The 13,389-nt window shown below is 59.1% G+C and carries 10 protein-coding genes; 6 read left to right on the plus strand and 4 right to left on the minus strand.

Going from position 1 to position 13,389, the window contains the following annotated elements; translation table 11 throughout:
- Nucleotides 1-11: 11 nt before the first annotated feature.
- The 4 genes from pabB to rloA form a co-directional block, all read right to left on the minus strand.
- Nucleotides 12-1,355 carry an aminodeoxychorismate synthase component I gene (gene pabB / locus VSQ83_RS05730; RefSeq protein ID WP_326427687.1) on the minus strand — a complete coding sequence of 448 codons (1,344 nt, stop codon included), beginning with the start codon at nucleotides 1,353-1,355 and terminating at the stop codon, nucleotides 12-14.
- Between the two features lie 179 nt (nucleotides 1,356-1,534).
- A complete protein-coding gene (locus VSQ83_RS05735; protein ID WP_133075716.1) occupies nucleotides 1,535-2,518 on the minus strand; it encodes an alpha-L-glutamate ligase-like protein in 984 nt (327 codons plus the stop codon).
- A complete protein-coding gene (gene rloB, locus VSQ83_RS05740) occupies nucleotides 2,518-4,050 on the minus strand; it encodes an osmotic stress tolerance membrane protein RloB (protein WP_326398326.1) in 1,533 nt (510 codons plus the stop codon). The genes VSQ83_RS05735 and rloB overlap by 1 nt, the downstream gene beginning before the upstream one ends.
- 5 nt (nucleotides 4,051-4,055) lie before the next feature.
- Nucleotides 4,056-4,592: a retropepsin-like aspartic peptidase RloA gene (gene rloA, locus VSQ83_RS05745; RefSeq protein WP_133075714.1), complete on the minus strand. Its 537-nt coding sequence runs from the start codon at nucleotides 4,590-4,592 to the stop codon at nucleotides 4,056-4,058.
- A gap of 281 nt (nucleotides 4,593-4,873) precedes the next feature.
- Here rloA and VSQ83_RS05750 point away from each other — a divergent pair, with 281 nt between their 5' ends.
- The 6 genes from VSQ83_RS05750 (at nucleotide 4,874) to prpD (ending at nucleotide 13,374) form a co-directional block, all read left to right on the plus strand.
- Entirely contained in the window at nucleotides 4,874-5,596 is a 723-nt protein-coding gene (locus VSQ83_RS05750; RefSeq protein ID WP_133075713.1) for a GntR family transcriptional regulator, read from the plus strand.
- Nucleotides 5,593-6,480: a methylisocitrate lyase gene (gene prpB / locus VSQ83_RS05755; protein ID WP_133075712.1), complete on the plus strand. Its 888-nt coding sequence runs from the start codon at nucleotides 5,593-5,595 to the stop codon at nucleotides 6,478-6,480. Before VSQ83_RS05750 ends, prpB begins: the two co-directional genes overlap by 4 nt.
- Before the next feature lie 160 nt (nucleotides 6,481-6,640).
- Nucleotides 6,641-7,768: a bifunctional 2-methylcitrate synthase/citrate synthase gene (gene prpC, locus VSQ83_RS05760; RefSeq protein ID WP_326425647.1), complete on the plus strand. Its 1,128-nt coding sequence runs from the start codon at nucleotides 6,641-6,643 to the stop codon at nucleotides 7,766-7,768.
- A gap of 158 nt (nucleotides 7,769-7,926) precedes the next feature.
- Complete coding sequence (acnD, locus tag VSQ83_RS05765; RefSeq protein WP_219260698.1) at nucleotides 7,927-10,518, plus strand: Fe/S-dependent 2-methylisocitrate dehydratase AcnD; 2,592 nt, start codon at nucleotides 7,927-7,929, stop codon at nucleotides 10,516-10,518.
- Nucleotides 10,519-10,565: 47 nt separating this feature from the next.
- Nucleotides 10,566-11,756, plus strand: a complete 1,191-nt coding sequence (prpF, locus tag VSQ83_RS05770) for a 2-methylaconitate cis-trans isomerase PrpF (RefSeq protein WP_133075709.1) — start codon at nucleotides 10,566-10,568, stop codon at nucleotides 11,754-11,756.
- A 133-nt stretch (nucleotides 11,757-11,889) separates the two neighbouring features.
- A complete protein-coding gene (gene prpD / locus VSQ83_RS05775) occupies nucleotides 11,890-13,374 on the plus strand; it encodes a 2-methylcitrate dehydratase (protein ID WP_326425651.1) in 1,485 nt (494 codons plus the stop codon).
- The last annotated feature ends 15 nt before the right edge of the window (nucleotides 13,375-13,389 follow it).

Consider the following 13,389-nt stretch of genomic DNA (forward strand, 5'->3'; position numbering starts at 1 on the left):
AAAAGCGCGGGCTACAGGGTTCGCAGCGTATCGAGCAGTACCTTCACTTTGGTGATGGATTCCTGGTACTCGTCCTGCCAGTCGGAGTCGGCAACGATTCCGCCGCCGCCCCAGCAGCTGACCCGTCCGTCCTTGATCAGCAGGCTGCGGATTGCGATGGAGCTGTCCATTTCTCCGCGCACATCAAGGTACAGCAGTGAGCCGCAGTAAATGCTGCGGCGCGTGGGTTCCAGTTCATCGATGATTTGCATCGCGCGGATCTTCGGGGCCCCGGTAATCGAGCCGCCCGGGAAGCTGTCGCCGATCAGGTCCAGGGCGTTTTTGCCGTCAGCCAGCTCGCCGATGACGCTGCTCACCAGGTGGTGGACATTGGGATAGCTTTCGAGGGTAAACAGCTGCGGCACGCTCACTGAACCGGTACGGCACGTGCGCCCCAGGTCATTGCGCAACAGGTCGACGATCATCAGGTTTTCTGCTCGATCCTTGGGACTGGCGAGCAGTTCGGCGGCGTTCGCAGCATCTTCGGCGCTGTCTTTGCCCCGTGGGCGGGTGCCTTTGATCGGGCGCGTTTCCACATGATTGTGGCTGACACGCACAAAGCGTTCGGGGGACAGGCTCAAAATGGCGTTGCCGTCAGGCAGGCTCGCAAACCCGGAAAAAGGCGTCGGGCAGGCAGCGCGCAAAGCGCAATAGGCGGTCCAGGCATCGCCTTCGCACTGGGCGCTGAAACGTTGGGTGTAATTGACCTGGTAACAGTCGCCGGCCTGAATGTAGCGATGGATTCGGGCCAGGGCCTGCTCGTACTGGCTGGCGCTGATGTCAGGCTGCATCGGTGTTTTGAGCGAAAACGGGCCGTTGTGTAACGCTGCGGGCTGAGAGAACAGCTGGATCAGATGCTCACGCTCCAGCGGCTCGCAGCCTGGGTGAAACACCAGTTGGCTGGTTGATGCCTGATGGTCGCTGATCAGTGCCCAGGTATACAGGCCCAGTCGCGCATCTGGCAGGTTCAGGTCGTCAAGGGCGTGGGCGGGCAGCTGTTCGAGCTGTCGGCCAAAGTCGTAGCTCAAGTAGCCGATCAACCCGCCGGCAAAGGGCAGGTCGTATTCGGGCGGGAGTGTGGCATTGCCCATTTGTGTGAGGTTGTCACGCAGGCGCTGTAAGAAAGCGCGCCCTGATTCGCCGGGTTGCAGGGACAGTTCTGCCTGTGGCCGGGCACTCATCAGGTCGTAGCGTCCGCGGTCTGCGGTGGGGCGGCCACTGTCGAGCAGTACGGCGCCAGGCGCATGACGAATCACCGCGAAATAGTCAGCGGGATTGGCGAGATAGGGCAGCGGGTGTACAGAACAGGTCAACATGCGAAGCAAATCAGCCATCGGAGCGGGGTGCCGATTGTAGTCCTGTGCAGGACTGCAAATCTATGTGGCTTGTGGGAACTGTGGGAGCGGGCTTGTTCGCGATGGCGTCGATGCGGTCTGTCAGGCAAACCGAGTTGATAGCATCGCGAGCAAGTCCGCTCCCACAGGTTTTGAAACGCTTATTCGGGCTGGTGAATATGCCCGAACAGTTCCTGGGCAAAGCGCACGCGCTCTTCCGGGGTTTCCTTGATGCCTTTGGCTGCCAGCTCTTCGAGGTGAGCCTCGACCGCATGGGTGCGCAGGGTCAGGCCACAGTCGTTGGCGATCTGGATATTCAGGCCCGGGCGGGCGTTGAGCTCCAGAATCAGCGGGCCTTTGTCCTGGTCAAGCACCATGTCGACACCGATGTATCCCAGGCCGCACAGCTCGTAACATCCGGCCGCCAGTTTCATGAAACCGTCCCAGTTGGGCAGTTGCACGCCATCCACCGCATTGGTGGTGTCGGGGTGTTTGCTGATGATGTTGTTCAGCCAGGTACCGCGCAGGGTCAGGCCAGTGGCCAGATCCACGCCCACACCGATGGCGCCCTGGTGCAGGTTGGCCTTGCCGCCCGATTGACGGGTCGGCAAACGCAGCATGGCCATCACCGGATAGCCCATCAGTACGATGATGCGGATATCCGGCACACCTTCGTAGCTGATGCTTTTGAAGATCTGGTCCGGCGTAACACGGTACTCGATCAGTGCCCGGTCACGGTGGCCGCCCAGGGAGTAGAGGCCGGTCAGGATGCTGGAGATCTGATGCTCGATTTCTTCATGGCTGATGATCTTGCCCGAGACCGTACGAAAACGGTCTTCGAAACGATCGGCGATCACCAGAATGCCATCACCGCCCGCACCTTGTGCAGGCTTGATCACGAAGTCGCTGCGATCACCGATGATTTCATCAAGCTTGTCGATTTCTTTCTCGGTGGAAATCACGCCGTACATTTCGGGCACGTGAATGCCCGCTTTGATGGCGCGTTCCTTGGTGATGATCTTGTCATCCACAATCGGGTACAGGCTGCGTTTGTTGTACTTGAGTACGTAGTCCGCATTGCGCCGATTGATTCCCATGATGCCCTTGGCTTCCAGGGCCTTCCAGGTCTTCCAGAAGCCGAACATCAGGAGTCAGCCTTCAAGAACGCTTTGAAACGCACCAGCTCGGTCAGGCGGTAGCCGCGATAGCGACCCATTGCCAGCATAAAGCCAACCATGATCAGCAGGACTGCCGGGAAGGTAAACACGAAGTAGACCAGTTCCGGGATGCTCATCACCAGGTACGCCAGCGTGGCGGCGAACAGTGTGCCGATTGCGACTTTCATCGCATGCCCGCCACCTCGTTCTTCCCATGTGATCGACAGGCGCTCGATGGTCATTGTCAGAATCACCATCGGGAACAGTGCCACGGAAAGTCCGCGCTCCAGGCCCAGCTTGTGGCTGAACAGGCTGATGGCTGCGATCAATATCACCACGAACGTCAGCACCACTGACAGGCGCGGCAGCATTTGCAGTTTCAAGTGTTCAAGGTAGGAACGCAGCGTCAGCCCGAGTGCGGTGATCACTGTAAACAGGATGATCCCGAAGCCCAGCTGGGTTTCGCGGAAGGCCAGGGCGATCAGTACCGGGGTAAATGTACCCAGGGTTTGCAGGCCGATCAGGTTGCGCAGAATCAGGATCACCAGCACGCCAATCGGGATCATCACCATGATCATGAAGGTTTGCTGGGTCTGCAGCGGCAAGCCGTAGAGCGAGTACTCAAGGAAGTTGGCGTCGGTGTTTTCGTCTGTCAGCTTGGCCAGGCGAATGGCGTTCATTTCGCTGTTGTTCAGGCTGAAGGTGACGTTGGGTTTTTTACCGCCATCGACCGTGACCATCGGCTCGTCACCGATCCACCACAACAGGCGGTCATTCGGCAGGCCTTGCTCGCCGGTCTCGGGGTTGAAGTACAGCCAGTCGTTGCCGTTAAAGCTGCGCAGCCACAATTCCGGGCTTTGCGGCTGATCGGCCACCAGGCGGATGGTGTGGACCTTTTCCATCGGTACGTGGGCAATCGACAGCAGCAACTCGATGACCTGGGCCTTGTGTGCGGTCGACGGATCGCCAGCCAGCAGCAGCTTTACATTGTCATCATTGGGGTTGCTGACGCGTTTGATGGTCTCGCTGATAAAGGTTTCGACATCGGCAGAGTGCTGGCGGATCGGTGCGAGCAATGCTTCGGCAGCGATTTTTTCCGGGCCTTCCACGGCAATGCTGTCGCGGAATACCGGCCCTTTGATCTTGGTCTTGTCGCCCGAGTAGCGCTTGGTCAGCACCAGGCGATAGTAGAGGGTCTGCTTGCCACTGACCCGGCGTGCGGACCAGGTAACTTTGCGGTTGCCATCAACCCGGTTGACGCTCACCCCGTAGTTGTTGGAGATGAAACTCTCGTTGAGGCTGACGTAGTCGCGGTTCAGCGGCGGTACGAACATCTGGATCTTGACCGGGTCCTTGGAGCTGGCAACGAATTCGACCTTGGCGTCGATGTTCCAGAGGTCATCCGTAGCATCCTCGGTCACAGGTATGCCGAGGGCAAAAATCTGGTAGGCCGTAATCGAAATGCCCAGCACCACAAGGATGGTGATCAAGATTTTCAGGTGAAGGGTAAGAGCGCGCATTTCAATTACTCTGCGGTTTGAGCGTTAGCGGCGCAGGCAGGTTTGCCAGCAGCATATTTAAGACTTGGGTCAACCAGCGCATCAAAGCGTTTCAACGCTTCGGAGCCGATCAGCAGCGGGTATTGGAACGCACTTCTATCGGTCAAGTTCACTTCGATGGTGCGTAAAGCCTTGCCCATGCAGATTTCCAGGGAAATGACCGGGCGTGAGGTGTAGTTCTTGTCGGCCTGCGGGTCGTAGTCGCCAGAGCGGCGCTTGATCTTGCTGACCCGGGCCAGCGGGCGTTCGATGGGGTGCGAGTGAGCATCATCGATGGCCAGGTAAAAGCGTACCCAGCTCTCTCCGTCACGCTTGAAACGCTTGATGTCCCGTGCGCTGAGAGACGCGGTCTTGGCGCCGGTGTCGAGTTTGGCAGCCACCTGCAAGTTGATGCCTGCGAGTTCGGCGTATTCATTGAGGCCGTACACTGTTTTTTCGGCGCCAAGGCTCAAGCCCGGTACGCACAGCAGGCAAGCGAGGATGTAGATGGTGGGAAATTTCATAAATCGGGGCACGTCTCTTGCAATCTTCAGTTCAAGGCACTGGCAGTACAGAGCAAGTTTCCTCGTGCGGCTGCCCGGTGGATGGGGGCAGGGCTGATGCGGTCGGCATTCTAACATGATGGTTTTATGGCGCCAGCGCCGGGGTGCTTTGAACCGGGGGCAAGTCCTGTCGATTAAACCAAGGTCGTATTAGGCGATTGTCGACAATATCTATTTATTCTTTGACTCTTTGCGGCTAAATGGCTAATTTTGGCGCTATTGATTTTCAAGGTGTCGACAATATGCTGCAAGCACTGGAACCTGTCCCGATCACCCAAGACGACTCGGAAACCCTCTCCGAGAACGTGTTCCGGCGTATTCAGGCAGCTATTGTCAAAGGCGAGATCGCCCCGGGCAGCAAGATCTCCGAGCCTGAACTGGCGCGCACCTACGGCATCAGCCGTGGGCCATTACGTGAAGCCATTCATCGTCTTGAAGGCCAGCGTTTGCTGGTGCGCATACCCCATGTAGGTGCGCGGGTCGTGTCGCTGAGCCACGCCGAGCTGATCGAACTCTACGAAATTCGCGAGTCCCTTGAAGGCATGGCCTGTCGTCTGGCCGCCGAGCGCATGAGCGATGAAGACATCGCGGACTTGCGCCGGGTGCTCGAAACCCACGAGCGCGATGAAGCGTTTCAGGCGGGTGTCGGCTACTACCAGCAGGAAGGCGACTTCGATTTTCATTACAAGATCATTCAGGGCAGCGGCAACCGCACCCTGACGCAAATGCTCTGCGGCGAGTTGTATCAATTGGTGCGCATGTACCGCATCCAGTTTTCAACGACGCCCAATCGCCCGCATCAGGCGTTTGCCGAGCATCACCGCATTCTCGATGCCATTGCCGATCGCGACGGCGAACTGGCCGAGTTGTTGATGCGCCGACATATCGGCGCCTCGAAACGCAATATTGCGCGTCACTACCAAGACGACGCCCAGCAGACAGCCACTCCACGAGGTGAGTCATGAGCAATAAGAACAGTCCAGGCCAGCGTTTCCGTGATGCAGTCGCCAGCGAACATCCCTTGCAAGTGGTAGGCGCAATCAACGCCAACCATGCGTTGCTGGCCAAGCGTGCCGGCTTCAAGGCGATCTACCTGTCGGGTGGCGGCGTCGCTGCCGGGTCCTTGGGCGTACCGGATCTGGGTATTACCGGCCTGGACGATGTATTGACAGATGTTCGCCGCATTACCGATGTATGCGACCTGCCGCTGCTGGTGGATGTGGACACCGGTTTCGGCTCCTCATTCTTCAACGTGTCGCGCACCGTGAAGTCGATGATCAAGTTTGGCGCGGCGGCGATTCATATCGAAGACCAGGTTGGCGCCAAGCGTTGCGGCCATCGCCCAAACAAGGAAATCGTCTCGCTGCAAGAGATGGTCGACCGTATCAAGGCCGCCGTCGATGCCCGCACCGATGACAGCTTTGTGATCATGGCGCGTACCGATGCACTGGCCGTTGAAGGTCTGGAGTCTGCCCTGGAGCGTGCAGCGGCCTGCGTTGAAGCGGGCGCGGACATGGTGTTCCCCGAAGCCATCACCGAACTGGACATGTACAAGCTGTTCGCCAACCGGGTGAAGGCGCCGATTCTGGCCAACATCACCGAGTTCGGCGCGACACCGCTGTACACCACAGAGCAGCTGGCTGGCGCTGATGTCTCGCTGGTGCTGTATCCGCTGTCGGCATTCCGGGCGATGAACAAGGCGGCAGAAAACGTCTACACCGCCATCCGCCGCGACGGTACCCAGCAAAACGTGATCGACACCATGCAAACCCGCATGGAGCTATACGACGCCATCAACTATCACGAGTTCGAACAGAAGCTCGATGCGTTGTTTGCCTCAAAGAAATAACAAGACGCTGTGATCCTGTGGGAGCGGGCTTGCTCGCGACAGGGGCAGCGCAATGATTCAGGCAAACCGTGTTGCCTGAATCGCGAGCAAGCCCGCTCCCACCTGTACATTGAATAAAGAACTTGCCGAATCCCTAACAAATTCAAGATTGGAGAGCGCAATGGCCGAAGCAAAAGTATTGAGTGGTGCCGGATTACGCGGCCAGGTTGCCGGGCAAACAGCCCTGTCCACCGTAGGTCAAGAAGGTGCGGGCCTCACTTATCGTGGTTATGACGTACGTGAACTGGCAGCCGATGCCCGCTTCGAAGAAGTGGCTTACCTGCTGCTGTACGGCGAACTGCCAAGCCAAACCGAACTGGCTGCCTACACGGCCAAGCTGCAAAAGCTGCGTGATTTGCCTCAGGCATTGAAAGAGGTGCTGGAGCGCATCCCTGCCGACGCCCACCCGATGGACGTGATGCGCACCGGTTGCTCTTTCCTGGGCAATATCGAGCCGGAGAAGGACTTTTCCGAGCAGCACGACAAGACCGACCGTCTGCTGGCAGCCTTCCCGGCGATCATGTGCTACTGGTACCGCTTCAGCCACGACGGCAAACGCATCAACTGCGTAACCGACGAAGAGTCCATCGGCGGCCACTTCCTGCACTTGCTGCACGACAAGAAGCCGAGCGAGTTGCACGTCAAAGTGATGAACGTGTCGCTGATTCTCTATGCCGAGCACGAATTCAACGCTTCGACCTTTACCGCACGGGTGTGCGCATCGACCTTGTCCGACCTGTATTCGTGCATCACGGCGGCCATCGGCTCGCTGCGCGGCCCGTTGCACGGTGGTGCAAACGAAGCAGCGATGGAAATGATCGAGCGCTTCGGCTCGGCGCAAGAAGCGGTCGAAGGCACCCTCGGCATGCTGGCGCGCAAGGACAAGATCATGGGCTTCGGCCACGCGATCTACAAAGACAGCGACCCGCGTAACGAAGTGATCAAGGGCTGGTCGAAAAAACTGGCTGACGAAGTGGGCGACACCGTGCTGTTTCCGGTCTCCGAAGCCATCGACAAAACCATGTGGGAGCAAAAGAAGCTGTTCCCCAACGCCGATTTCTACCATGCCTCGGCGTACCACTTCATGGGAATCCCGACCAAGCTGTTCACCCCGATCTTTGTCTGCTCACGCCTGACCGGCTGGGCGGCGCATGTGTTCGAGCAGCGTGCCAATAACCGCATCATCCGTCCGAGCGCCGAGTACATCGGCGTAGAACAGCGCAAGTTCGTGCCAATCGAACGTCGCTGATCAAGCAGGCAGAGAGCCGACTGAAGGGTGGGAGCGGGCTTGCCCGCGATGGAATCAACGCGGTTTGACTGATAAACCCAGCGTCGGCATCGCGAGCAAGCCCGCTCCCACATGAGTCCTTTGCCCTTTTGTAACTACCGTGATCGAGTCCTGCGCCAATGAATACTGAATTTCGCAAAACACTACCGGGCACCCGGCTGGATTATTTCGACACCCGTGGGGCAGTCGACGCGATCAAGCCCGGTGCTTACGACACCCTGCCTTATACCTCCCGCGTACTGGCCGAAAACCTGGTTCGCCGCTGCGATCCTGCCACCCTGAATGCATCGCTGAGCCAGTTGATTGATCGCAAGCGCGATCTCGACTTTCCATGGTTCCCGGCACGTGTGGTGTGCCACGACATTCTGGGCCAGACCGCGCTGGTCGACCTTGCCGGCCTGCGTGACGCCATCGCCTTGCAGGGCGGTGATCCGGCCCAGGTCAATCCGGTCGTGCCGACCCAGCTGATCGTTGACCACTCGCTGGCTGTCGAGTGCGGTGGTTACGACCCCGAGGCGTTCGAAAAGAACCGCGCCATCGAGGACCGTCGTAACGAAGACCGTTTCCACTTTATCGAGTGGACCAAAAAAGCGTTCAAAAACGTCGATGTGATCCCGCCGGGCAACGGCATCATGCACCAGATCAACCTGGAGAAAATGTCTCCGGTGATCCAGGTGCGCGACGGTGTGGCATTCCCGGATACCTGCGTGGGCACAGACAGCCACACGCCTCATGTGGATTCACTGGGCGTAATCGCCATCGGTGTGGGCGGCCTTGAAGCCGAAAGCGTGATGCTTGGCCGTGCGTCGTGGATGCGTTTGCCGGAAATCGTCGGCGTGGAGCTGACCGGCAAGCTGCAGCCGGGCATTACCGCCACCGATATGGTGCTGGCGCTGACCGAGTTCCTGCGCAAGCAAAAAGTAGTGGGTGCCTGGCTGGAGTTCTTCGGCGAAGGCGCTGCGGCACTCACCCTGGGCGATCGCGCGACGATCTCCAACATGGCCCCGGAATACGGCGCCACGGCCGCGATGTTCTACATCGACCAGCAAACCATCGACTACCTCAAACTGACTGGCCGTGAAGACCAGCAAGTGCAGTTGGTGGAGAACTACGCCAAGGTCAGCGGCCTTTGGGCAGACAGCCTCAAGGGCGCGCAATACGAGCGCAGCCTGAGCTTTGACCTGTCATCGGTCGTGCGCAACATGGCTGGCCCGAGCAACCCTCACGCCCGTGTGGCCACCACTGACCTTGCCGCGAAGGGCATTGCCGGACAGTGGGACGAAGTGCCAGGGCAAATGCCCGACGGTGCGGTCATCATCGCGGCCATTACCAGTTGCACCAACACCAGCAACCCGCGCAACGTGATTGCGGCGGGGCTGATGGCGCGCAACGCCAACAAGCTCGGCTTGAGCCGCAAACCGTGGGTCAAGACCTCTCTGGCACCGGGCTCCAAAACCGTTGCCCTTTACCTCGATGAAGCCGGTTTGACTCACGAACTGGAAAAGTTGGGCTTTGGCGTCGTGGCGTTTGCCTGCACGACCTGCAACGGCATGTCTGGTGCGCTGGACCCTGCCATTCAGCAGGAAATCATCGACCGCGACCTGTACGCCACTGCCGTACTGTCGGGTAACCGCAATTTTGACGGGCGTATTCACCCTTACGCCAAACAGGCGTTTTTGGCCTCCCCGCCGTTGGTGGTGGCCTACGCGATTGCCGGAACCATCCGTTTTGATATCGAAAAAGATGTGCTGGGTCTGGATGCCCAAGGCAAGGAAATCCGCCTGAAAGATATCTGGCCCAGCGACGAAGAAATCGACGCGGTGGTCAAGGCAGCGGTCAAGCCCGAGCAGTTCCGTCAGGTTTACATCCCGATGTTTGCCATTCATGAAGACACCGGCCCGAAAGTCGAGCCGCTGTATGACTGGCGCCCGCAAAGTACTTACATCCGTCGTCCGCCCTATTGGGAAGGTGCATTGGCCGGTGCGCGTCCACTCAAAGGCATGCGCCCGCTGGCGGTGCTGCCGGACAACATCACCACTGACCATTTGTCGCCGTCCAACGCCATCATGCTCGACAGCGCCGCGGGTGAATACCTGGCGAAAATGGGCTTGCCGGAAGTCGACTTCAACTCCTATGCGACTCACCGTGGCGACCACCTGACCGCACAGCGGGCAACCTTCGCCAACCCGAAACTGTTCAACGAGATGGTGATCGAGGACGGCAAGGTCAAACAGGGTTCGCTGACCCGTCTCGAGCCGGAAGGCCAAGTGATGCGCATGTGGGAAGCCATCGAGACCTACATGGACCGTAAGCAGCCGCTGATCATCATCGCCGGTGCCGACTATGGCCAGGGCTCGTCCCGCGACTGGGCTGCCAAAGGTGTGCGTCTGGCGGGTGTCGAGGCCATTGCTGCCGAAGGCTTTGAGCGTATTCACCGCACCAACCTGGTGGGTATGGGTGTATTGCCGCTGGAGTTCATGCCGGGTACCAACCGTAAAACCCTGCAGATCGACGGCAGTGAAATTTACGATGTGATCGGCGAGCGCACCCCGCGAGCCACCCTGACACTGGTGATCACCCGCAAAAATGGCGAGCGCCTCGAAGTCCCCGTGACCTGCCGCCTGGATACCGCTGAAGAGGTATCGATCTATGAGGCGGGTGGCGTGTTGCAGCGCTTTGCCCAGGACTTCCTGGAATCAGCCACCGTTTGATCACTGCGCCGGGGTCACGTGCCCCGGCCTCAAGAGGACTGTGTGTTATGGCCTATGCAGCGCAAATCAGAATTCCCGCGACTTATATGCGTGGCGGCACCAGCAAGGGCGTGTTCTTCAGCCTCCTGGACCTGCCTGCCGCGGCTCAGGTGCCGGGTGCAGCCCGTGATGCCTTGCTGCTGCGAGTAATCGGCAGCCCCGACCCGTACGAAAAGCAGATCGACGGCATGGGGGCTGCCACCTCCAGTACCAGCAAGACCGTGATCGTGAGCAAAAGCCTGCACGCCGATCACGACGTGGATTACCTGTTCGGCCAGGTCGCCATCGACAAGCCATTTGTGGACTGGAGCGGCAACTGCGGCAATCTGTCGGCGGCCGTGGGTTCGTTCGCCGTCAGCAGCGGCTTGGTGGATGCGGCACGCATTCCCGATAACGGCACGGCCGTGGTGCGTATCTGGCAGGCCAATATCGGCAAGACCATCATTGCCCATGTGCCGATCACCGACGGTGCCGTGCAGGAAACCGGCGATTTCGAGCTGGATGGCGTGACCTTTCCGGCGGCTGAAGTTCAGCTGGAGTTTCTCAATCCGGCAGCGGATGAAGAGGGGGCGGGCGGCTCGATGTTCCCGACCGGCAATCTGGTGGACGACCTTGAAGTGCCGGGCGTTGGCACCTTGAACGTGACGATGATCAATGCCGGGATCCCGACGATTTTCGTTAACGCACGGGACATTGGCTATACCGGTGCGGAGCTGCAAAACGACATCAACAGTGACCCAAAAGCCCTGGCCATGTTCGAAACCATCCGCGCCCATGGTGCATTGCGCATGGGACTGATCGACACACTTGAAGACGCTGCCAAGCGTCAGCACACGCCCAAGGTCGCCTTCGTTGCGCCGCCTGCGGCGTATGTGTCGTCCAGTGGCAAGCCGGTGGCTGCGCAGGATGTGGACTTGCTGGTACGGGCCTTGTCGATGGGCAAATTGCACCACGCGATGATGGGAACCGCAGCCGTTGCCATTGGTACGGCGGCGGCGATTCCGGGCACGCTGGTCAATCTGGCGGCGGGTGGTGAATTGCGCAGTGCCGTGCGTTTCGGCCATCCGTCAGGCACCTTGCGTGTGGGGGCGCAGGCGCGCCAGGTCAACGGCGAATGGACCGTGACCAAAGCCATCATGAGCCGCAGTGCGCGGGTGTTGATGGAAGGCTGGGTGCGGGTGCCGGGCGACTCGTTCTAAACCCGGTGGGGGCGGGCCTGCCCGCTCCCACTGACTGACATCAGTATTTCAGAGCAGGCATTCAGATCTGCCATGCAACGACCCTGACCCTGAGGATGGAACACGACACCTACCCACTCTTTGGAGGCACCCCATGAGCGCCAACGTCGACCTCAACAACCGCCCCGACTATGACCGGGTTTTGCAGGGCATTGCCGATTACGTCCTGACCTACACCATCACCTCCCCCGAAGCCCTGAATACTGCGCGTAACTGCCTGATGGACACCCTGGGCTGCGGCCTGCTGGCGCTACGTTTTCCTGAATGCACCAAGCACCTGGGCCCCATCGTCGAGGGCACCGTGGTGCCGTTTGGCGCTCGCGTGCCGGGTACGTCGTATCGTCTCGACCCGGTCAAGGCAGCGTGGGACATCGGCTGCATCGTGCGTTGGCTGGATTACAACGACACCTGGCTGGCGGCTGAGTGGGGTCATCCTTCGGACAATCTGGGCGGCATCCTGGCGGTGGCCGATCACCTGTCGCAAAAGCGTATTGCTCAGGGTGAAACGCCGCTGACGGTACGGGCTGTGCTGGAAGCCATGATCATGGCTCACGAGATTCAGGGGGTGATTGCCCTGGAAAACTCCTTCAACCGTGTCGGGCTGGATCATGTGTTGCTGGTCAAGGTCGCTTCCACAGCGGTATGCGCCAAGTTGATGGGCGCCAATCGCGAACAGTTGCTGTCGGCGCTGTCCCATGCATTTGTGGATGGGCAGGCGCTGCGCACTTATCGCCATGCGCCGAATGCGGGGTCGCGAAAGTCCTGGGCGGCAGGGGATGCGTCGAGCCGTGGCGTGCGTCTTGCCGATATTGCGTTGCGTGGCGAGATGGGCGTTCCCGGCGTACTCACGGCACCGCAGTGGGGTTTTTATGATGTGCTGTTCAGCCATACCAACAAGGATCTGGCGCTCAAGCCCGAAGGTCGGCGCGAGTTCAGCCTGAGTCAGCCCTACGGCACCTATGTGATGGAAAACGTGCTGTTCAAGATCAGTTTTCCGGCTGAGTTCCATGCGCAAACCGCATGCGAAGCTGCAGTGACACTGCATCCGCAGGTCAAGGATCGGCTGCATGAAATCGAAAAAATTGTGATTACAACCCATGGATCAGCGATTCGGATCATTTCCAAGCAAGGCAAATTGGCCAACGCGGCTGATCGCGATCACTGCATTCAATACATGACTGCAGTGCCGCTGGCTTTTGGCAACCTGGTAGCGGAGCAATACGAAGATGACTTCCACGCCGCGAACCCGATCATCGATCAGTTACGGGAAAAAATGGTAGTGGTCGAAGACCCGCGCTACACACGTGAATACCTGGAGGCTGACAAGCGCTCGATTGCCAATGGGATTCAGGTGTTTTTCAGTGATGGCACCCATACCGGGCAAGTGGTGGTGGAGTACCCGATTGGCCATCGTCGGCGTCGTGCAGAAGGTATTCCGTTACTGGAAGACAAGTTCAAGGCCAATCTGGCGACGCGCTTTGCAGGCCAGCGTTGTGTCGGGATTTTTGCGCTGTGCAAGGATCAGGCAGCGCTGGAAGCAATGCCGGTTAACAAGTTTGTGGATTTACTGGTGATTTAGAGTGTTGTAGTCGCT

The organism is Pseudomonas sp. DSV-1 (genome assembly GCF_035830915.1).
Taxonomy (GTDB): domain Bacteria; phylum Pseudomonadota; class Gammaproteobacteria; order Pseudomonadales; family Pseudomonadaceae; genus Aquipseudomonas.

Excerpts from the sequence above, each read along its gene's own strand:
- pabB (WP_326427687.1), bottom strand. The coding sequence starts at position 1,355 with ATGTTGACCTGTTCTGTACACCCGCTGCCCTATCTCGCCAATCCCGCT.
- VSQ83_RS05735 (WP_133075716.1), bottom strand. The coding sequence starts at position 2,518 with ATGTTCGGCTTCTGGAAGACCTGGAAGGCCCTGGAAGCCAAGGGCATC.
- rloB (WP_326398326.1), bottom strand. The coding sequence starts at position 4,050 with ATGCGCGCTCTTACCCTTCACCTGAAAATCTTGATCACCATCCTTGTG.
- rloA (WP_133075714.1), bottom strand. The coding sequence starts at position 4,592 with ATGAAATTTCCCACCATCTACATCCTCGCTTGCCTGCTGTGCGTACCG.
- VSQ83_RS05750 (WP_133075713.1), top strand. The coding sequence starts at position 4,874 with ATGCTGCAAGCACTGGAACCTGTCCCGATCACCCAAGACGACTCGGAA.
- prpB (WP_133075712.1), top strand. The coding sequence starts at position 5,593 with ATGAGCAATAAGAACAGTCCAGGCCAGCGTTTCCGTGATGCAGTCGCC.
- prpC (WP_326425647.1), top strand. The coding sequence starts at position 6,641 with ATGGCCGAAGCAAAAGTATTGAGTGGTGCCGGATTACGCGGCCAGGTT.
- acnD (WP_219260698.1), top strand. The coding sequence starts at position 7,927 with ATGAATACTGAATTTCGCAAAACACTACCGGGCACCCGGCTGGATTAT.
- prpF (WP_133075709.1), top strand. The coding sequence starts at position 10,566 with ATGGCCTATGCAGCGCAAATCAGAATTCCCGCGACTTATATGCGTGGC.
- prpD (WP_326425651.1), top strand. The coding sequence starts at position 11,890 with ATGAGCGCCAACGTCGACCTCAACAACCGCCCCGACTATGACCGGGTT.